Source organism: Nocardiopsis mwathae, from assembly GCF_014201195.1.
Classification (GTDB): Bacteria; Actinomycetota; Actinomycetes; order Streptosporangiales; family Streptosporangiaceae; genus Nocardiopsis_C; species Nocardiopsis_C mwathae.
Map to the genome: position 1 here is coordinate 863,969 of NZ_JACHDS010000001.1, position 19,631 is coordinate 883,599.

Genomic DNA, 19,631 nt, shown 5'->3' on the forward strand with positions numbered 1-19,631 from the left:
CCGCAGGATGATGAAGACGCGAGCCGCCGCCCTTCTGCAGCAGCCGGGACACTGGCAGGTCATCGACGTGGACCTTGCGCCGCCCCAGGTCGGCGAGGTCCTCGTCCGGTTCAAGGTCGCCGGGCTGTGCCACTCCGACGAACATGCCGCCACCGGCGACCTACCCGTCGGCCGGACCCCCTTCATCGGGGGGCACGAGGGCTCCGGGGTCATCGAGGCGGTGGGGCCGGGTGTCACCAGGTTCGAGGTCGGGGACCGCGTGGCCACCAAGTTCGTGCCGAGCTGCGGGTTCTGCGCCTCCTGCTACGCCGGTCGGATGACCATGTGCGACCTGGGCATGTTCGCGCTGGCCGGGTGTATGCCCGACGGCTCCTACCGGGCCTCCTACATGGGCGAGGACGTCGCCCAGATGACCATGATCGGCACGTTCGCCCAGCACGCCGTCGCCTCGGAGTACTCCCTGGTCAAGATCCCCGAGGGGGTCTCCTACGAGGCCGCCGCCATGGTGAGCTGCGGGGTGGCCAGCGGGTGGGGGTCGGTGGAGAACGGAGCCGGGGTCGCCCTCGGCGACACCGTCATCGTCATGGGCGTGGGCGGTGTCGGCATCAACGCGGTGCAGGCCGCGGCGGTGCGCGGCGCGGCCCATGTGATCGCGGTCGACCCCGTGGAGTTCAAGCGGGAGCAGGCGCTGCTGTTCGGCGCGACGCACACCTTCGCCGAGATGGGCGAGGCGGCCGACTTCGCGCGCCTGGTCACCGACGGGCGGGGCGCCGACGCAGCGATCGTGTGCGTGGGGGTCACCACCGGGGAGCACGTCGCGCAGGCCTTCTCCGCGATCGGCGCGCGGTCCACGGTCGTGGTCACCGGCATCGGCGACTCCGGTGCCGTGGGGCTGCCGGTGAACCTCTGGGAGTTGGCGATGACGGAGAAGCGGATCCAGGGCGTCCTGTTCGGTATGGGCAACCCCGGAGCCGATGTGCCGCGGTTGCTGGACATGTACAGGTCAGGGCGGTTGAAGCTGGATGAACTGATCACCCGCCGCTACACGCTCGACGAGATCGACGCCGGATATCGGGACATGCACGACGGAAAGAACATTCGCGGAGTCATCGTGCATGAGGAATAAACGCGATATTTTCCGAAGGCCGTGAGTTTGCCGGAAAGGAGGGTGCGGGCGGCGTCCGTCCGGAGTGGAAAGCGCGGTCGGGTGCGGCGCCGAGGAACGGGTGGGTAAACTCTCGGCGATGGGCGACCTACTCGTTGTTAATTTCCCTTGTGGGGCCGCGTGTGACGTGGTGGAACACGGTTCTCGTTGCGCTTTCTTGATGTCGCGGTGACCGATTGGTGTCTAGAAGTGCCCCAAACTCGGGGGAATTCGGATCACAGACCGTGAGTCCGTTTTGTGCACGTTTCGGTTGCCGTCGGGAGCCTGATCCTTGCCGGTGGCGCGGGACGCAGACCTCGTGCGCGCATGAGGGTGCCGTGCCCAGGGTCGCCGGGGGTCGCCGGTCGGCAATCGAACGCGCTCGACAGGCGAACCGCTCAGGGCGAAACGTGGGGGAGGCCCTAATTGGGGATGTTCCTGGTCAGGCGATTGATCAACTATGTGGTGTTGATCTTTCTCGCATCCTCCTTCGCCTACCTCCTCGCCGCCACCACGCTCGACCCCCGCAGCAACTTCGAGCAGCTGCAGCCCAAGCCGAGCCAGGAGGCCATCGAGCGCGAGCTCGACAAGCTGAACCTGAACGACAACACCCCCCTCGCGCAGCGCTACGCCACCTGGGTCTCCGGTGTGGCCAGGGGCGACTTCGGGCAGACCGTCCAGGGCGGGAGCGTCAACGAGAACGTGGCCCGCAAGGCCGGTGTCACGCTCCGCCTGATCGTGGCCGGAACCATCATCGGCTGCACGGTCGGCGTGGCGATGGGTGCCTACGCGGCGGTGCGGCAGTACCGCGGCTTCGACCGGGTCTCCACCTTTCTCGCCTTCTTCGTGCTGGCGATTCCCACCGTGGTCATCGCGGTCATCCTGCAGGTCCTCGCTGTGCAGGTCAACGAGTGGGTCGGATTCACGTTATTCCAGTACGGCGGCGAATACACGGCCGGTTTCGAGGGCGGATTCTGGGCCACGTTCGGCAACCGCGTGCAGCACGCCATTCTGCCCACCGCGACCCTCGCGCTGTCCCTGTTCGCCGCGTTCAGCCGCTACCAGCGCAATATGATGCTCGACGTGCTCGGTGCCGACTTCGTGCGTACCGCCATGGCCAAGGGGCTCACCCGCCGGGCCGCGCTGTTCAAGCACGCGCTGCGCACCGCGATGATCCCGACGATCACGTATTTCACCTTCACGTTCGGGATTCTCCTGGCCGGCGCGACGTTCACCGAGAAGATCTACGGCTGGCACGGAATGGGCGCCTGGGTGGTCGACTCCATCGTCACCAACGACGTGAACGCCGTCGCCGCGGTCACCTGCTTCATGGCGTTCTGCGTCATGGCGGCCTCCTTCTTCTCCGACATCCTGTACGCGTGGCTGGACCCGCGCGTCCGGGTGAGCTGAGCATGGCCGCCGCCCAGGCCCCCGAACCGCGTGTCCCGGGCACCCCGCGGGGCCCGGACCCGCATCCTCGTTCCCGCCCCCACCGGAAAGCGTTGGAGAAGACCTCATGAGCATGTCCGCCGAGCGCGTCGCCGACCCCTCCGGAGGCGAGGACAAGCCGACGAGGGTCTCCGGCCGCTGGTCGTCGGTGCTCCACGAGGTGCTGCGGACCCGCCGCGTGGTGATCGGCCTCGTGATCCTCCTGGGCCTGGTCGCCCTGGCCTGGCTGGGCCCCCTGATCAGCCCGTGGGAGTTCACCGAGCGCGACTTCGGGGCGTTCCGCAGCCCGCCGTCGCCCGAGCACTGGTTCGGCACCGACAACACGGGCCGCGACGTCTTCACCATCACCATGGTGGGCCTGCAGAAGTCCATCATCATCGGCCTGCTCGCGGCGGTCGTCACCACCGTGGTCGCCGCCGTCGTCGGCGCGTTCGCCGGCTACTTCCTCGGCCTCACCGACAAGGTCCTGATGTGGGTCACCGACCTGTTCCTGGTGCTGCCCAACTTCCTGATCCTGGCGATCCTCTACCCGGCGCTGCGCGGCACCGGCTGGCTGGTCTTCGTCATCCTGCTGGCCGGGCTGATGTGGATGGTCACCGCCAAGATGGTGCGCGGCATGACGATCTCGCTGAAGGAACGCGAGTACGTGCTGGCCGCCCGCTACATGGGCGTGCCGCACTACAAGATCATCTTCCGGCACATCCTCCCCAACATGTCGTCGCTGCTGATCGTCGACGCCACCATCAACGTCAGCGCGGCGATCATCGCCGAGACCGCACTCTCCTACTTCGGCTTCGGCGTGCAGCCGCCGGACGTGTCCCTGGGCTCCCTCATCGCCCTCGGGTCCAAGCAGGCGATCACCTTCCCCTGGACCTTCTGGTTCTGCACCGGCTTCCTCGTCCTCCTCGTGCTGGCGGTCAACCTCATCGGCGACGGCCTGCGCGACGCCCTGGACCCGCAGACCAAGCGCCGGTCATGACCGGCCCGACCAGCCACAGCTACAGCGGGAGTCAGCGGAGATGACCGGAACGACGATCGAGACCGAGACGGACGGCAGCGTGACCAAGCGGCGCGACGACCAGACCCCTGTCCTTGAGGTCGCCGACCTCAAGGTGACCTTCCCCGGCAGCGGGAAGAACCCCGACGTCACGGCGGTGCGCGGAGTGAGCTACCGGGTGCACCGGGGCGAGATCCTCGGCATCGTCGGCGAGTCCGGGTCCGGCAAGTCGGTCTCCTCCATGGCGGCCATGGGCCTGCTGCCCGAGTACGCCCGCGTCAGCGGGTCCATCCGGCTGCACGGCGAGGAACTGCTCGGCCTGGACGACCGCGCCATGTCGACCAAGCGCGGCAAGAGCATCGCCATGGTCTTCCAGGACCCGCTGTCCGGGCTGACCCCCGTCTACACCGTCGGCGACCAGGTGGCCGAGGCGGTGCGCGTGCACAACCCCGGCCTGTCCAAGGCCGCGGCCGCCGCCCGCGCGGTCGACCTGCTCGAACTCGTCGGCATCCCCGAAGCCGAGACCCGCTACCGCGCGTTCCCGCACGAGTTCTCCGGCGGTATGCGCCAGCGCGTCATGATCGCCATCGCCATCGCCAACGACCCCGACGTCATCATCTGCGACGAGCCCACCACGGCCCTCGACGTCACCATCCAGGCGCAGATCCTGGAGGTCCTCAAGACCGCGCAGCGCGAGACCGGCGCCGCCATCGTGATGATCACCCACGACCTGGGTGTCGTCGCCGGGTTCGTCGACCGGGTGCAGGTCATGTACGCGGGGCGGCTGGTGGAGACCGGCGATGTCGACGACGTCTACTACCGCACCCGCATGCCCTACACCATGGGCCTGCTCGGCTCGGTGCCGCGGCTCGACGCCGCGGAGAAGACCCCGCTGATCCCGATCAAGGGCAACCCGCCGTCGCTGTCCGACATGCCGCCGGGCTGCCCGTTCGCGCCGCGCTGCCCGATCGCCGTGGCCGCCTGCCACCAGGAGGAGCCGCCCCTGGTCGCCGTGGGTGGCGAGGGGCACGCCGCGGCGTGCATCAGGGCCGCGGAGATCGAGGACAACGGGTGGGAGGCGCACGACGTCTACCCCGTGCCCGACATCCCGCCGAGCCCGCAGTCGTCGATCCGCCGCGAGGACCGCGAGGCCGTGCTGGAGGTCGACGACCTCATCAAGCACCACCCGCTGATGAAGGGCGCGGTGTTCAAGCGCCGCGTCGGCACCGTGTACGCGGTCGACGGGCTCACCTTCGACATCCGCGAGGGCGAGACGCTGGGCCTGGTCGGCGAGTCCGGCTGCGGCAAGTCGAGCACGCTGATGGAGATCCTCAGCCTGGACAAGCCGCAGCGCGGCCGGGTCGTCGTGCTGGGCAAGGAGTCGGGCCGCCTCGGCGCCAAGGAACGCTTCGCGATCCGCCGCGACATGCAGGTGGTGTTCCAGGACCCGATGAGCTCGCTCGACCCGCGCATGCAGGTCTTCGAGATCATCGCCGAGCCGCTGCGCACCCACGGCCACCCCAAGAACCGGCTGGCCGCGCGCGTGCACGAGCTGCTCGACCTCGTCGGCCTGGACCCGGCGCACGCCGCCCGCTACCCCCAGGAGTTCTCCGGCGGGCAGCGCCAGCGCATCGGCATCGCCCGCGCCCTGGCCCTGGAACCGCGGCTGCTGGTGCTGGACGAGCCGGTGTCCGCGCTGGACGTGTCCATCCAGGCCGGCGTGATCAACCTGCTCGACGAGCTCAAGGCCCGCCTCGGCCTGGCCTACCTGTTCGTCGCGCACGACCTGTCGGTGGTCCGGCACATCGCCGACCGGGTGGCGGTGATGTACCTCGGCAAGATCGTCGAGATCGGCGACGTCGACTCCATCTACGGCGCTCCCACCCACCCCTACACCCAGGCGCTGTTGTCGGCGATCCCGGTGCCCAACCCGGAGAAGGAGCGTGCCCGGACCCACATCGTCCTCAAGGGAGACCTGCCCAACCCCGCCGCCCCGCCGTCGGGATGCAGTTTCCGCACCCGCTGCCAGAAGTTCGCCGTCCTCGGCGAGAGCGAGCGCGAACGCTGCGTGAATCAGGAACCGGCACTCACACCCCAGGGTGGCGACTCCGCCGACCAGGCGTCGGCCTGCCACTACGCGGAGGAGCGCGAGCTGCTGTGACCGCATTCGGGAACGGCGCCCCGCGCCGGCCCGGCTACCCCCACAAAGAATCCAGTAGGGAGTTGTCCCATGACCATCAGACGAGCGGCCTACATGGCCGCACCCGTCATGGCCCTGGCCCTCATGGCAGGAGCGTGCAGCGGCGGAGGCGGCGGTGACGAAGCCGGTGGGAACGAGGAGAAGCTCACCGACATCCCCGCCTCCGACATGAACGCGACCGATCGCGACGACCTGGAGGACGGCGGCACGTTCCACTGGGGGATCAACGAGTTCCCCACGCAGTACCAGCGCTTCCACACCCAGGGCAACCTGGCCAACGCCGAGCGGATCGCGGCGGCCGTCCTGCCCCGCGCCCACTACTACGACGACTCCGGCGACCCGCACCCCGACCAGGACTTCGTCCTGAGCAGCGAGATCAGCGACGACGGCACGACGCTGACCTTCGAGCTCAACCCCGACGCCACGTGGTCCAACGGCGACCCGATCACCTGGGAGGACTACGCCGCGCAGGCCGAGACCGTGGGCGGCCACCGCGACGACGACGCCAAGTTCGAGATCGGCGACAAGACCGGCTACGAGCGCATCGAGAAGACCGAGGAGGGTGAGAACGAGTTCGAGGCCGTCTTCACCTTCAGTACACCCTTCGGCGAGTGGCCCCGACTCTTCGCCCACCTGTACCCCAAGGAGTACATGGAGGACCCGGAGAAGTTCAACAAGGACTACGAGCACGACTTCCCGGTCACCGCGGGTCCCTTCGGCGACGTCGAGTTCGACAAGACCAAGGAGACCGTCACCGTCAACAAGAGCGAGGACTGGTGGGGTGAGCCGGCGAAGCTGGACCGGATCATCTACCACCACTACGGCAACGACGCCCTGCCGAACGTGATGAACAACGGTGAGATCGACGGCTTCTACCTCGGCTACGACGCCAACGCCTACGACACCCTGAAGGACAGGGACGGGGTCCGCCTCACCAAGGCGGTCGACAATGGCTACCGCCACCTCACCATGAACGGCGGCGAGGGCCGGATCCTGGAGGACACCAAGGTCCGCAACGCCATCGTGCACGGCATCGACCGCGCCCAGATCGCCTCGGCGACCCTGGATGGGGTCGAGTGGACCACCGACCCGACGGTGAACCGGCTGATCAAGTCCTCGCAGACCGGTTTCCAGGACAACAGCGAGGGCTACGGCGAGTACGATCCCGAGCTGGCGGGCCAGATGCTCGACGAGGCCGGGTGGACCCAGGAGTCCGAGGGGGCGACCCGCACGAAGGACGGCGAGGAGCTCGAACTCCACTGGGTGATCCCCTCGGACATCCGGAACACCGCTGACGAGGCCGAGATCGCCCAGGCGCAGCTGGAGGAGATCGGCGTCAAGGTCGACGTGGACACCGTCCCGAACAACAAGTTCTTCGAGGAGTACATCGTCCCCGGCAACTACGACGCCACCACCTTCGTCTACACCAGCACCAACCCGTACGCCGGCTACTCCCAGGAGAACTTCGCCGGACCGGTGGGCGAGGACGAGGACGGCAACGTCAACTGGGGCAACAACCTGCACTTCTTCACCACCGACGAGATCCGCGACGGCTTCGACGCGCTGACCGAGGAGACCGACCCGGAGAAGTACACCGAGCTCACCAACGAGCTCGACCGGATGCTGTGGGAGCAGAGCATGGCGGTGCCGCTCTTCCAGCGCCCGGGCCTCTTCGCGGTCAACGACGAGATCGCCAACTGGGGCGCCAACGGGCTCGGCAGTATCCACTACGAGGACATCGGCTTTGTGAAGTAATCGCGCCGCTGTGACCTGAAGGTGCGTGCCCCCACCGGGCCACCCGGTGGGGGCACGCCCGTTCGCCGAGGTGCTCGCGCGCTCCCGGCGCCTGCGCTCCCGTTCTGTCACTTTCCGTGGTGGATCCTGTGTGTATCGGCGTGTCCGGCGTGGTGCGGTCGCGTGCGCGGTGGTCCAATGGAAGGCAGGCGTCGTCCGACGCGAACGAGACCTTCAGGGGTGCGACTCACGATGAACTACCCACCGCCTGACCAGCCGAACGATGACGGGAAATCGCCGTCCGACCGAGAGCCGCAGGAGCCGCAGGAGCCCGGCGGCGGTGACGAGCGGCAGGGCGGCGGAACCGGCGCCCCCTACAGCGAGCCGCAGCAACCCTACGGACAACCGCCCCACGGGCCGCCCCCCGAGGGCGGGCCGGGCTACCCCGGACAGCAGCAGCCCGGCTATGGCCAACCCGGTTACGGCCAACCCGCCTACGGCCAGCCCCCTCCGGGCCAGCAGCCCTACGGACAACCGCCCTACGGCGACGCCCGACAGGACCCCTACGCCCCCGGCGGCTACGGGGCGCCCCCGCCGCCACCGCCCGGCCAGCAGCCCTACGGCCCGGCGACCCAGGCGCCGCTCGTCCACGGCCTCCCGCTCGCCGAGTGGTGGCAGCGGCTGGTGGCGCGCATCATCGACACCATCATCGTCGTGGTGCCGTTCTTCATCATCGCCTTCATCATCGGCATCTTCTACGCCATCACCCTCATCGGTGAGGGAGCCACCGACTTCGAGGTCGGAACCGGCGACGACCTGGGGCTCACCATCGTCCTCTCGCTGATCTTCCTCGCGATCGCCCTCGCCTACGAAGGGACCATGCTGCGGTACTACGGCCGCACGCTGGGCAAGATGGCGCTGTCCCTGCGCGTGGTCCCCCTGGACACCCCGCGGGACCCGGGCGGAAGCCTCCCACCCGGCACCGCCGTCGTCCGCGCCCTGGTCTGGTACGGACCCAGTTCGCTCCTGGGCTGGATCCCCTTCCTGGGCGTGCTCGCCAACCTCTTCCCGATCGTCAACGGCCTGTGGCCGCTGTGGGACCGCCCCAACCGGCAGTCGATCAACGACAAGGTCGCCAAGACCGTGGTCGTCGTCGACCGCTGAAACCGGGCACTCAGCCCATCACGTACAGCGTGCCGATGATCCGGTCGGCCAGGGCGTCGTCGAGGTAGCGGTCGGCCGCGGTGATCCGGAAGGTGACCCCGGTGCCGTCGTCCAGCAGCATCGCCACGTCGACGCCCCGGACCGTGTCGTCCGTGTCGTCCGTGCCGTCCGTTGGTTCCGGGTCGCCGTCCCCGTCTCCGACCGTCGGGGACGGGGTACCGTCCGCCTCCGAGGGGTCGGCGGTCGCGCCCTCGCCGTCAGGACGCCGGATCAGGTCGGGCGCGTACTCGCCGGAGAACTCGTAGTCGGACCGCTGCGCGTCCTCGGCACCGGGGACGGGGTACTCGTACTCGCGGTCGGTGTAGGTGAGCCGGGTGTCCCGCTGGAAGACGGCCAGGGCGTCCCGGGCCACCTCGTCGACGCTGTCCGCGGTGTCGTCGGCGACGAGGATCTCCACCTGCGCGGGCCGGTCTCCGAAGTCGTCGGGGAGCGCGTAGCCGATGCCGTCCGAGTCGTGCGCGACGAACCCGTCGGGCACCGGCGGGGGCGAGGCCTCGGCGTCACCCCGCGTCTGCTGGCCGCCGCCGCAGGCCGTTCCCACGGCCAGCAGCACCACACCGGCCGCGAGCCCGCTCGACGGGCGTCTTCGGTGCGGAACGGATCTCATCAGGTTCGGCCTCCCACGTGCCGGATGGGGACATGAGCCCATTGTCCTTATCTCCCCGCCTTTCCACGCGCACGCCCACCGGGTGTCGCCGCCCCTCTCTCCGTTGATCTCGGAGATATCGGGGTAAAAATCGTGCGTGACACCCCGATATCTCCGAGATCAACGGAGAGAGGGGCCTGGTGGGGGCACGGTCACCAGGCGGCCGGGCGGTAGTCCTTCAGGAAGCAGCCGTAGAGGTCCTCGCCCTGCTCGCCGCGGACGATGGGGTCGTAGACCCGCGCGGCGCCGTCGACGAGGTCGAGCGGGGCGTGGAAGCCGGCCTCGGCCAGGCGCACCTTGTCGGGGTGCGGGCGCTCGTCGGTGATCCAGCCGGTGTCCACGCTGGTCATGAGGACGCCGTCGGACTCCCACATCTCCTGGGCGCTCGTGCGCGTCAGCATGTTCAGCGAAGCCTTCGCCATGTTGGTGTGCGGGTGGCCCGGGGCCTTGTAGCCGCGCTCGAACACGCCCTCCATGGCGGACACGTTCACCACGTACTTGCGCCGCGCGGGAGAGGCGGCCATGGCCGGGCGCAACCGGCTCACCAGCAGGAACGGTGCGGTGACGTTGCACAGCTGGACTTCGAGCATCTCCAGCGCACCGACCTCGTGTACCTGCTGGGTCCAGCTGTTCTCCGCCGCGAGGTCGGGCACCAGGCCGCCGGCATCGATCGCGTTCCCGGCGGCGATGCGCTCGGGGGCGGCCGAACCGCTGGTGAGGGCCAGGGCCGTCAGCGCGTGCGGAGTCAGCGGAGCCGCAGCCGCCGCCAGGTCCCCGGCCACCTCGGCCAGCTCCCGCCGGTCCGCACCGCTGATGGCGTCGACGCCGCTGCGCCCGCCGGGGGAACCGAAGGTGACCATGTCCGGCAGCGGCCCGGAGGGCAGCTCGGCCGACTCCGCCTCGACGAGGCGGGAGTAGGAGCCGGGGGAGCGGCGCACGGTCTGCGCGGCGTTGTTGATGAGGATGTCCAGTGGCCCCTGCTCGGCGACGGAGTCGGCGAGCGCGATCACCTGGGCAGGGTCGCGCAGATCCAGCCCGACCACGCGCAGCCGGTGCAGCCAGTCGGCGCTGTCGGGCATCGCGGAGAAGCGGCGGACGGCGTCCTTGGGGAAGCGGGTGGTGATGGTGGTGTGCGCGCCGTCGCGCAGGAGACGCAGCGCGATGTACATACCGATCTTCGCCCTGCCGCCGGTGAGCAGCGCCCGCCGCCCGGTCAGGTCGGCGCGGGCCTCGCGGCGCGCCCAGTTCTCTGCCGCGCAGGTGGGGCAGAGCTGGTGGTAGAAGGCGTCGACGACCTCGTACTTCTGCTTGCAGATGTAGCAGGGGCGCGGGCGCCGGAAGACGCCGACGGTCCGGTCGGTGGTGGAGGTGGTGAGGGGGATGCCCTGCGTCTCGTCGTCGATCCGGTCGGGCGCCCCGGTCGCGGTCTTGGCGATGAGCGCCCGGTCGGCGGCGGTCTCCGCCGCCCGCCGCTCCCTGCGGCGCCGGACCTTCACGGCCTTGAAGAGCTTCGCGGTCGCGCGCTGCACCTTGAGAGAGTCGGGGTGCTCGGGCGGCAGCTCCTCCGCTTCTGCGAGCACACGCAGGCAGGACTCCAGCCGCTCGGGGTCGATGCCCGAGACCTCGGCGCCGTGATCGCCCGGCTTCTCCGCAGCCGCCTGCCCGTTCTGCCCCATCGCCATCCCTGTGTGACCGGTTCCGGATACTCCGCAGGAACTCTATGCGCGCCCCGCCGCTGGTCCGGCCAGCCTCCATGACTCGGTGCGAGCGCAGCAGGCCCGTGATCCAGGGCGGCAGCGACCCGAGAAGTTGGCTGCTGGCCCGTTATCGGACATGTCACCGCGCGAACATGGGAAAACAGCGGAGAATCTACCCGCCGTCGTACGGCGAGAAACAGGGGGAAAGGGCGCCGATGCTCAGTTCATCGCTCCTGTCGCCACGCACTGCAAGAGTGAATGAATCGGGGGTCTCCACTTGGATCACCAACTCTTCTGGGCGAGCGTCCTCGATGACAGAGTAGCCGTTCTTATTCCAATGTTCGAACATTCTTTCAATATTCTGTTCCTTGTCCTTGGGGTGCAGGTTCAAAACTCGGTATTCCTTGGTTACCATGACGCGCCCGGTGTTATCGCTCTCCGCGTCACCACACGAGGTGTCCCACATATCTTCCTTTGCTTCCAGCTTCGCTTCCTTGGGGAGTGTGGAAAATGATTCTGCGATGTACTTCTCAAGTGTCTCACCAGCCTGACTTCGATCGAGGTCTGCCCCGGGGTCAGTCCACCCGCAGGCGGACAGTGAAAATATGATCAGTGCGACGGAGGATTGCGGAATCCATGACATCGGATCTCTTCGTTTCACGTTAGTGCTGACCGGCAACAATTTCTCCCATGTGACGCGCCGACTTGCTGTTCCTTTTAAAGTAGTCGCTGTGCGCCTGGCCGAATGGAAACTTCCCGAGCATTGACCCGTCGGCGGAATCAAATACAGATGCTCCGAAGTCCTCGCTCGTCGGATCGGCGCCGTGGACAAAGTCCGGGGTGAAGGCGTTGATTGTGTCGTTCTTCGCTGTCGAGACGTGGACCTTGCTTCCAGGGACGCCCAGATCACTCACATGTTCTGCATTGAGTCCGGGGCTGCCAACGAACACGTAGTTATCCGCGTCAAGCCCCGTCCCCTGCATCGCGTGCCCAGCAAGCGTAGACCCATAACTGTGGCCGATGATTGTGTTGTTGGAGGGCTTTCCTTCGTGTGTGGATCGCAATCCGATCTGGAAATCTCGCAAACCCTGGGAAGCTGCCACAGCGTAATCCTCGCTAATCGCCTCTGCATCGTCCGGAGTGTTATATCCAATCCAGGAGATCACTGCATGAGTTGCATCAGGGTCTACTTCTTGGGCCTCCTTCTTAATGACCTCGGCTCGGCCCAGCTGCCCGTTGATGGCTTGCCACTTGATTCCAGTCCCAGGTACCAATGTCGCAACGTTGTCCGCCGTGTCCGGGTTTCCATCGGCGAGAATCGCTCGCCCCTTGCCATCAGTGGTGTCCAACGCCAACAGATAGCGTTCGGTTCCCTCGGCATCCAGGGTCTCGTTTTTGAGTTTTTTCAGTTCCCTATATTCAGCGCTGTCGTCGCCGTACTGCTCCTTGACCCTGGGAAGTACTTCGTCGAGATGGTCACGATTGAGTTCGTCCCGCACCTCGGCGGGGATGCCGTCCATCATCCGTAGCGTGTCAGGGTGCTTCGCCATTAGCGCTTCTCGCTGTGAGGGGGACAGACTTTCCCACCAGGCATTGACCTGATTGGGATCACTGCCTTCCTTCGGGACGCCGCCCTTCAGCGGTGGAAATTCAGGTTTGTCGTACTTTGGCCCCATGATGTTGAATGGAGCCCAACTCAAGTATCCCGAGTCCTGAAGCTTGCGGACGTTCTCCTCCGTTGCGCCCTTCTTCAGCATGTCGGATATTACTTGGGCCTTTTCTTGGAATTCATCCCAATGTGTCTCCGCCTTGTGTCTTTGTGCTTCAAAGTCAAGGCGCATTGCACTGACCGCGTCAGCCCTTGCCCCGGTCCACGCTATGGCATCCCTCGTTTCGGCATTCTTTATCTTCTTGAGGTGAAGCTTCTCTGAGTGTTTCCACCGTTCGACGTTTGCCTCGCGGGCGTATTTGTAGTCTTCGACGTCATCTGCCCATTTTTGAGTAGTTGAAATGAGGAAAGAAATGGACAAAACGGCTTGCTGCCACTTGGTTTGGTCGTAATCTGCTTCGTCTTTGATTTTCCAGGCGATCAGGTCGCTGAACTCGAAAGAAGAGCCGTTGAACTCGTCGTGCAAACTGCCAGAGCGGCCGGTGATGCGGCCCATGAAGATCTCGAAGTCGTCAGCGAAATCCCTGAGTCGTCCCTCGCTTGCGATTGTCATGTCCGGAATGAAGGTGCATCCGGCTTCATTGAATTCAAACTTTGCCACGGACTTCTCCTGGGGTGGGGGTCAAGAAGAACGTTCAGCCATTGACTTCGCGGCTGAGGCCGGGCCAGGGACTATCAAAGTCCTCGGAGCTGTCGTAGTCATTCTTCGCGGCTGCGGATGCACCGGACTGGATGTTCTCGCTGAGCTGGAGTCCGTGGTTCTGCAGCTCTCCCAGGAAGACTGAAGTGTCCTCGCGGAACTTGTCGTACCCCAGGCGAACGGGGACTTCGGCTGCGGGGCTCCGAATGTCCTCAAGCATCGACTCGAAGGTGTCCGTCAGGCCGACCATGGCCTCGGCCAGCATCTCGGCGGCTTCACCCTTGCTCTTGCCCTTGACGACGTTGACGCCGACCTCGTCGCTCACAGCTCACCTGTTCTGATATCTGGCCACGTGCGGTGCGGACGTTACCGTACAAAGGGGGAAATTGAGGTAACACATGGTGTGACGTGAGGGCTCTCACCCAAGATTGTCCGGATCAGGCCAAGAACGCCGATGGCTCCCAAACGAGTCGAGGCGGGGTTTCGTCGTCACTCCGGCGGCAGGGGATGCGCCCGTACCGGACAGCAGACTGCGGTCCCCGCCGCAGGTGGTGCGGCGGGGACCGGTCGCTGGCCGGTCAGCCGGTGCTGGGCTTGGCGGCCCGTGCGGGTGGGTTGTCCAGGTCGTAGAGGAATTCGTTGATGTCGGGCTGGATGATCGTGGGCGCGTGGTCGGCGCCGGGGTCGTTGGCGGTGGCGACCCACAGGTTGTCGGTGCGCCGGATCGTCCACCGGTGTCCGTAGTGCTCGCGGAGCAGCCGCAGCAGCGGGTCTCGGCTGGTGTTCACCAGTGCACCTGCCCGCCGTCCAGTCGGTTGAGGATCCGGGCGGCGGCGGACCGGGAGAGCCCGCACTCACGAACGAGTGCCCTGTGGGCCTCGCCGCGCGGAGCACGCAGCCGCACGATACGGCCGCCGCGCTCGCGGATGGTGAACCGCTGAAGGAAGGGGAGGCGGGGGTCGTAGGTCACGGTGATGAACCCGTGCACGACCCGGCTGACGGGGGAGGTCATCGCACGACCTCCAGGGCGCGCAGGGCCACCACACCGGCGAACTGCCGGAACCGGCGCTCCTCGACGGCCCGATGCCGTTCCAGAGCTGTGATGTAGGGCCGGACACGGCGGCTTCGCCGCGATGGCAGGATGGACATGTCTCACTCCTCGCGTGAGTGGGGCCACGCCCCGGGCCTGTTGCAGTCAGGCGCCGGGGTCTTGTCATGTCAATAGAGGGTAAGGCAACTCCTCTACCCTCGTCTACCAACGTAGGGATGCGTGGACATTTGTTCGCCGTCATCTAGCGTCTGGCACATGTCCGAGGATGAGATCGACTACGATTCGCCGACGCCGCCCTACCGCCAGATAGCGGCTGTGATCATCGACGAGATCAAGCGCGGAGAGCTGCGACCTGACCGGCCGATCCCCTCGGAAGCGACGATGATTCAGCGCTGGGGCGTGGCACGGGACACTGCACGTCGTGCGGTCCGGTACCTCCGTGAAGAGGGATACGTCTACACCGTCCCTCAAAGGGGAACGTTCGTTTCGCCCCCGTCCGCCGACAGCGAGTAGGAAAGGCCTTTCACTCGGGCAGAGTCTGAGTGACCCGCCAGAGGCGGCGTGGGAGGTCGCCTTCCTCGAACTCGTGGACCTCGTTCAGGTGCCAGCTCCCTGCCAGGGTGTCGACGAGGGTGCGGGGGAAGAAGTGGACGGCGAAGCCGCCGTGTTCGAAGATGTCGTCGCCGTGGGGGATTCCGGCGCCGTAGTGGGCGTCGCCGGTGTGGCGGACCGTGTAGACGAAGGTCCCGCCGGGGCGGAGGACGCGGGCGACTTCGGAGACCAGGGTCGTGATCTCCTCCGTTGACAGGGCCATGCACAGCAGCATGTGCGCGAACACCGCGTCGACGCTGTCGTCCGGCAGCCCCAGCGGCTCGCGGACGTCCTGGACCAGGGTGGTGACGTGCTCGCCCAGCCCCTCGGCGGCGGCCGCCTCCGCCAGCTGCTTCAGGCCGGTCGGGCTGAAGTCGGATGCCTGGACGGTGAAACCCGAGCGGGCGAAGTGCAGCGCGTCGCGGCCGTGCCCCGCTCCGAGTTCCAGGACGTCGCGGGCGCCCGCCGACCGGAAGACCTCGGTGGCGTGCAGCGCGGGATCCGACGGCTGTTCGCCGTACATCCCCGGGTGGTCGGCGTAGGTCCGCTGCCAGTGTGAGAGCTGGGCGCCGCCGAGGTCGTCGTGAGGTGTGCTCATCCGTGCGTCCCGCCCCGGGCCGAAAGCCGATCGTGCGACTACGAGCATAGGGCGGGACAGGTCATCGGTGTTCGGCCGGGTCAGCGCCAGGCGCGCACGATCAGGGTGAGCGCCGCCGCGAACCCCGTCCCCGCCGCCGCCAGGTAGGGGCCGTAGCGGTGCCGCTGCGACCGCGCCGCCGCACCGAACGCCGTCAGGGCGAGCCCCGCGGTCACGATCCGGGTGCCCCGCGCGCGGGCGCTCGCGCACGCGAAGGGGAGGGCACCCACCCCTTCCTCCCCAGCACGCGCCGCATACACCTTGTAGGGGATTCCGGCCAGCGGCTGGTGCCGGACGGCTCGCGCGCCCTCCTCCCGAGTCTGCCGGGCGACGGTCTCGCGCATCCGGCGGGTGGTCAGCGGCTGCGGCGGCACCACGCCCTTCGACGCGAGGGCGTAGGTGACCAGCCCTCCAGCGACGCTCCCCGCCGCTGCGGCGACCGACAGCCGCGGGCCCGAGCGCGGGTCGGCCACGCACAGCCCGGCCAGCGCCACCTCCGGCAGCACCGGCCAGGACAGCGCCTCGGCGAATCCCCACGCCGCCGCCAGCGCCGTACCCTGCGGCGATCGGGCGAGCCGGGCGGCGCGGCGGCGCAGGCGGGAGTCGCGCGGCGAGGCGTCCTCAGTGGTCATGGGTGGCTCCAACCTTCGTCGTCGGCGTCTGCAGCATGGTCGCGACCTGCTCCTGGGCCGCGTGGATGTCGTGGACCGGGGTGCCGAACCGAACGGTCACCGGGGCGCGGCGCAGCCGCCCGTCGCGGGGGAGGAGCCGCCGCGTGCCGTGGATGGCCGCCGGGACCAGCGGCACCCCGGCCCGCTCGGCCAGCTGTGCCGCCCCGGACCGGAACCGTGCGAGCGCGCCGTCGCGCGAGCGCGTGCCCTCCGGGTAGACGACCACGATGTGCCCGCGCCGCAGCAGCGGCGCGGCGGCGAGCAGGTCGTCGCGTCCGCCGCCGTTGCGCCGTACGGGAAACGCCCCGGCGACCGTCCGGGCCGTCCAGGCCCGCCCCCGGTGGCCGAACCAGTAGTCGTCGGCGGCCGCGACCGCCGGTCGGCGCCGGGCCGGAAGCGCCGCGAGGAGGGCGGCGGTGTCGGCGTGCGAGGAGTGGTTGGCGACCACGACGCACGGGCCGTCCGGGCGCTCGCCCTGGACGCTGAAACCGCCCACCTGAGCGAGCGCCGCGCGCCACAGCCCGGCGCGCAGCAGAGATCCGATCATGACAGCACCACCGCCACCGGAACAGCGAGAAGCAGGGAGTCGATGCGGTCGAGCAGCCCGCCCATGCCGGGCAGCCACCCGCCGGTGTCCTTGACGCCGGACCCGCGCTTGACCATCGATTCGAGCAGGTCGCCCAGGGGCGCGGCGACGGCGACGGCGATCACCAGGCCGGGTGTGAGCGCCCCGAACAGGGCCAGCACCGCCACCCCGGCGGCCGCGCCGCCGAGCACCCCGCCCCACCGCTTGGCCGGGGAGAGCGGCGACAGCGCCGGCCCGCCCAACAGCCGCCCGCCGCACCAGGCGCCGACGTCGGCCACCGCCACCGCCACACACAGGGCGAACGCGGCGGGGCCGAGCAGCACCAGCCCGCTCAGCGCCGCCAGCCAGGCCGTGCCGAAGAGCGCGAACGCGGTGCGGCGCGCGCCATCGTGGCCGTCACCTGTCCAGACCGGAACCAGCGCGACCGCGAGGCCGCCCAGGAGCAGGAACCGCCAGAACACGTCGGGAGCGAGCCACTCGATGAGGGGTGCCCCAGCGGCCACGACCGCGGCGACGACCGTCTCGGGAAGGCGGAGGCGCACCGTCCGGGCGTACTCGACCATGGCGACCAGGGCGATCGCCGCAACCAGGGTGGCGATGCCGGGCGTCCCGAGGTAGTGGGCGCCGACGACGACGGGAGCGATCACCGCCCACGAGCACCAGCGCCGGACCAGTTCCCGCTGGCCGGAGGCCCACACGGCGACCCCGCCGACGCCGAGCGCGCCCGCGATGTAGGGGGCGGCCTGCGCGGCGCCGATCATGGCCGCGCTCCCGCCACCGCGTAGGTGCCGGGTACGGTCGCGCTCTCGGGTCGGCGCAGCGCCCCGGCGACCCGGGCCAGCCGCACGGCGGCCGTCACCAGCGAACCGGCGGCCAGCAGGGCGAGAACCGGGATGGCGGCGCCGGTGGCGGCGAGGAGGGCGAGCAGCGCGCACCGCTCGGTCTTTCCGACCGGGCCGCCCTGCAGGCGCGGCGCCCCGGCGGCGGCTCCGGCCAGGGACACCCACGAGGGCAGCGTCGCCGCGAGCGCCGCGCCCGCTACCGCGGCAGGTGGCGCCACGAACAGGCACCCGGCGAGCACCGCGAACTCGGCGAGCCGGTCACCCAGCTCGTTGACGACGAAGCCGAACCGCGTCGAGCGGCCGCTCTCCCGCGCGACCCCGCCGTCCAGGTTGGCGCAGGCCAACCGGGCGACGAGCAGCACCGCGACCGCAACCCCGGCGACCGGCCCCGCCGGAAGCAGCGCGACCGCCGCCCCAGCGGCGGCCGCGAACCCGACACCGGCCCACGTCAGCAACGCGGGGGAGACCTCCCGCTCCACGAGCACCCGCCGCACCGCCGCGAGCCGCCCCGCGAACCAGGGCTTGAGGGCATACAGACCGTTCATGGGAACCACGGTCCCGTGGACCTGCATGCGGCGGCATCGTCCGGCCTACCTATCCCCCTGAGTACGCGTACCTAGGCGGCCCTCCCCGCGCAACACCGCTCACGCGCAAGGCCCCGCCTGTCCGTCGAGCCCGGGGGCGCCGTCGCCAAGGGCGCCCCCGGGTGTGTAGCCGATGGCGGCCGGATTGCCGTCGGGGAGGGCGCGGCGATTCGGCGGGGCGGTGCCGCTCATGGCAGCAGGTTCGTCGCGATCGCCAGCCCGAGCACGATGAGCAGGATCCCGGAGCCGGTACCGAGCGCCGGAGCAACCGTGCTCGACCAGCCGGACGCGATGGTGATCGAGGTCGGATCCGACGGGTCGTAGGCCACGTCGACCTCGTCGCCCGGCTCATAGCGCGTGAGGGCCGTCGTCATCGGCGCTCTGCGGTGCACCTGGCGTCCGTCGGGCAGGTCGAACAGCACGGTGAAGGCGTTCACCCGCCCCCGTGAGGACACGGTGATGTCGCCGGGGGAAGAGGACCGCCGGGCACGCGCCGACTCCTTCCAGGAATGGGTGACGGTGGCGACAGTGTGTCCAGGCGAACGCCTCAGCGCCGCGCTCTCTCCGGCGGACCAGACGGCGGTGGTGAGAACCCGCACGCCGGCCAGCACGACGATTCCGCCGATCACCACCGATCGGGCGTCCGGGAAGGACTCGTTGACCAGGACCAGCGCCAGCATCGCGGCGGTGATCGCGACGTCGAGGCCGTGCTGGACGGCCTTTTGGGAGGCCGTCCTTCGGCGCGGTTGCGGGGCTCCGGGAATCGGACGCAGGTAGGGGTTGTGGGTGATCTCCACGTTGGATGGCCAGCGCGGATCGAAACGGACCGGGAGCCGCCACCCCACGACTGGGACGATCCCGCCGAAACCCTTCTTGAGCTCGGTGGTGTGCTCGGCGCCGGAAGGAGTCCGGAAGCGCAGGCCGAAAGGGTGTTCCAGGTGCTGGGGCGGGTCGAGTGGCGCGACCCCCACGATGACGGCCTCCGCATGGACGCCCCGCCGATCCAGCCACTGCCGACGCAGCCAGGCGAACAGTGACTTCACCACGTTGTAGGCGACGTACACGGCGATGGCGCCCACGAGCAGGACTGCACCGGAATCGAGATCGAACACTGCCGTCACCGGTCCTCGGGTCGGGGGGTCGCGGGCGATCGTATCGTGACTCCGAGATGTCGGACATGCCCGCCTCGCCCAGAGCGCGGTAGCGCTCGGCCCAGCGTTCGGTGGGGGTCGGGCTGACCTGGAAGCGTTGTGTCCGGCTTGCTTTTCT

General features: G+C 68.6%; 21 protein-coding genes. 7 read left to right on the forward strand and 14 right to left on the reverse strand.

Annotated features, from left to right (window positions below):
• Positions 1-7: 7 nt before the first annotated feature.
• The 6 genes from HNR23_RS03295 (at position 8) to HNR23_RS03320 (ending at position 8,688) form a co-directional block, all read left to right on the forward strand.
• A complete protein-coding gene (locus HNR23_RS03295) occupies positions 8-1,126 on the forward strand; it encodes an NDMA-dependent alcohol dehydrogenase (RefSeq protein ID WP_246421559.1) in 1,119 nt (372 codons plus the stop codon).
• 444 nt (positions 1,127-1,570) lie between these two features.
• Positions 1,571-2,554 carry an ABC transporter permease gene (locus HNR23_RS03300; RefSeq protein ID WP_184073337.1) on the forward strand — a complete coding sequence of 328 codons (984 nt, stop codon included), beginning with the start codon at positions 1,571-1,573 and terminating at the stop codon, positions 2,552-2,554.
• Positions 2,555-2,660: 106 nt separating this feature from the next.
• On the forward strand, positions 2,661-3,572 hold the full coding sequence (locus HNR23_RS03305; RefSeq protein ID WP_184073339.1) for an ABC transporter permease: 912 nt from the start codon (positions 2,661-2,663) through the stop codon (positions 3,570-3,572).
• Positions 3,573-3,612: 40 nt separating this feature from the next.
• On the forward strand, positions 3,613-5,751 hold the full coding sequence (locus HNR23_RS03310; protein WP_184073341.1) for a dipeptide ABC transporter ATP-binding protein: 2,139 nt from the start codon (positions 3,613-3,615) through the stop codon (positions 5,749-5,751).
• Positions 5,752-5,820: 69 nt separating this feature from the next.
• Entirely contained in the window at positions 5,821-7,545 is a 1,725-nt protein-coding gene (locus tag HNR23_RS03315; protein ID WP_184073343.1) for an ABC transporter family substrate-binding protein, read from the forward strand.
• A gap of 231 nt (positions 7,546-7,776) precedes the next feature.
• Positions 7,777-8,688, forward strand: coding sequence for an RDD family protein (locus HNR23_RS03320; protein WP_184073345.1), 912 nt, complete (start codon positions 7,777-7,779; stop codon positions 8,686-8,688).
• 10 nt (positions 8,689-8,698) lie between these two features.
• Here the strand turns inward: HNR23_RS03320 and HNR23_RS03325 are convergent, their stop codons facing one another.
• The 8 genes from HNR23_RS03325 to HNR23_RS03360 form a co-directional block, all read right to left on the reverse strand.
• Positions 8,699-9,355 (reverse strand): hypothetical protein, encoded by a 657-nt coding sequence (locus tag HNR23_RS03325; protein ID WP_184073347.1) that lies wholly within the window; start codon positions 9,353-9,355, stop codon positions 8,699-8,701.
• 191 nt (positions 9,356-9,546) lie between these two features.
• Positions 9,547-11,070: an SDR family NAD(P)-dependent oxidoreductase gene (locus tag HNR23_RS03330; protein ID WP_184073349.1), complete on the reverse strand. Its 1,524-nt coding sequence runs from the start codon at positions 11,068-11,070 to the stop codon at positions 9,547-9,549.
• Between the two features lie 193 nt (positions 11,071-11,263).
• Positions 11,264-11,734 (reverse strand): hypothetical protein, encoded by a 471-nt coding sequence (locus tag HNR23_RS03335; protein ID WP_184073351.1) that lies wholly within the window; start codon positions 11,732-11,734, stop codon positions 11,264-11,266.
• Between the two features lie 19 nt (positions 11,735-11,753).
• Positions 11,754-13,361 carry an alpha/beta hydrolase gene (locus tag HNR23_RS27370; RefSeq protein ID WP_184073353.1) on the reverse strand — a complete coding sequence of 536 codons (1,608 nt, stop codon included), beginning with the start codon at positions 13,359-13,361 and terminating at the stop codon, positions 11,754-11,756.
• Positions 13,362-13,395: 34 nt separating this feature from the next.
• On the reverse strand, positions 13,396-13,725 hold the full coding sequence (locus HNR23_RS03345; protein WP_343070407.1) for a hypothetical protein: 330 nt from the start codon (positions 13,723-13,725) through the stop codon (positions 13,396-13,398).
• 253 nt (positions 13,726-13,978) lie between these two features.
• On the reverse strand, positions 13,979-14,188 hold the full coding sequence (locus HNR23_RS03350; RefSeq protein WP_343070408.1) for a hypothetical protein: 210 nt from the start codon (positions 14,186-14,188) through the stop codon (positions 13,979-13,981).
• Positions 14,185-14,412 (reverse strand): hypothetical protein, encoded by a 228-nt coding sequence (locus HNR23_RS03355; RefSeq protein ID WP_184073355.1) that lies wholly within the window; start codon positions 14,410-14,412, stop codon positions 14,185-14,187. Before HNR23_RS03355 ends, HNR23_RS03350 begins: the two co-directional genes overlap by 4 nt.
• Positions 14,409-14,549, reverse strand: coding sequence for a hypothetical protein (locus HNR23_RS03360; RefSeq protein ID WP_184073357.1), 141 nt, complete (start codon positions 14,547-14,549; stop codon positions 14,409-14,411). Before HNR23_RS03360 ends, HNR23_RS03355 begins: the two co-directional genes overlap by 4 nt.
• A 157-nt stretch (positions 14,550-14,706) precedes the next feature.
• Between HNR23_RS03360 and HNR23_RS03365 the strand changes: the two genes are divergently transcribed.
• Positions 14,707-14,964: a GntR family transcriptional regulator gene (locus tag HNR23_RS03365; RefSeq protein ID WP_184073359.1), complete on the forward strand. Its 258-nt coding sequence runs from the start codon at positions 14,707-14,709 to the stop codon at positions 14,962-14,964.
• Positions 14,965-14,974: 10 nt separating this feature from the next.
• Here the strand turns inward: HNR23_RS03365 and HNR23_RS03370 are convergent, their stop codons facing one another.
• The 6 genes from HNR23_RS03370 to HNR23_RS27375 form a co-directional block, all read right to left on the reverse strand.
• Positions 14,975-15,640, reverse strand: a complete 666-nt coding sequence (locus HNR23_RS03370; protein WP_184073361.1) for a class I SAM-dependent methyltransferase — start codon at positions 15,638-15,640, stop codon at positions 14,975-14,977.
• Between the two features lie 80 nt (positions 15,641-15,720).
• The gene (locus HNR23_RS26270; protein WP_221308018.1) at positions 15,721-16,311 is read right to left on the reverse strand and encodes a hypothetical protein; all 591 of its coding nucleotides are present in this window, start codon (positions 16,309-16,311) and stop codon (positions 15,721-15,723) included.
• Positions 16,301-16,897 carry a lysophospholipid acyltransferase family protein gene (locus tag HNR23_RS27120; RefSeq protein ID WP_221308019.1) on the reverse strand — a complete coding sequence of 199 codons (597 nt, stop codon included), beginning with the start codon at positions 16,895-16,897 and terminating at the stop codon, positions 16,301-16,303. Before HNR23_RS27120 ends, HNR23_RS26270 begins: the two co-directional genes overlap by 11 nt.
• Positions 16,894-17,697 carry a phosphatidate cytidylyltransferase gene (locus tag HNR23_RS03380; protein ID WP_184073362.1) on the reverse strand — a complete coding sequence of 268 codons (804 nt, stop codon included), beginning with the start codon at positions 17,695-17,697 and terminating at the stop codon, positions 16,894-16,896. Before HNR23_RS03380 ends, HNR23_RS27120 begins: the two co-directional genes overlap by 4 nt.
• Positions 17,694-18,323 carry a CDP-alcohol phosphatidyltransferase family protein gene (locus HNR23_RS03385; RefSeq protein ID WP_184073364.1) on the reverse strand — a complete coding sequence of 210 codons (630 nt, stop codon included), beginning with the start codon at positions 18,321-18,323 and terminating at the stop codon, positions 17,694-17,696. Before HNR23_RS03385 ends, HNR23_RS03380 begins: the two co-directional genes overlap by 4 nt.
• 227 nt (positions 18,324-18,550) lie before the next feature.
• On the reverse strand, positions 18,551-19,474 hold the full coding sequence (locus HNR23_RS27375) for a DUF3592 domain-containing protein (protein WP_184073366.1): 924 nt from the start codon (positions 19,472-19,474) through the stop codon (positions 18,551-18,553).
• Between the last annotated feature and the right edge of the window lie 157 nt (positions 19,475-19,631).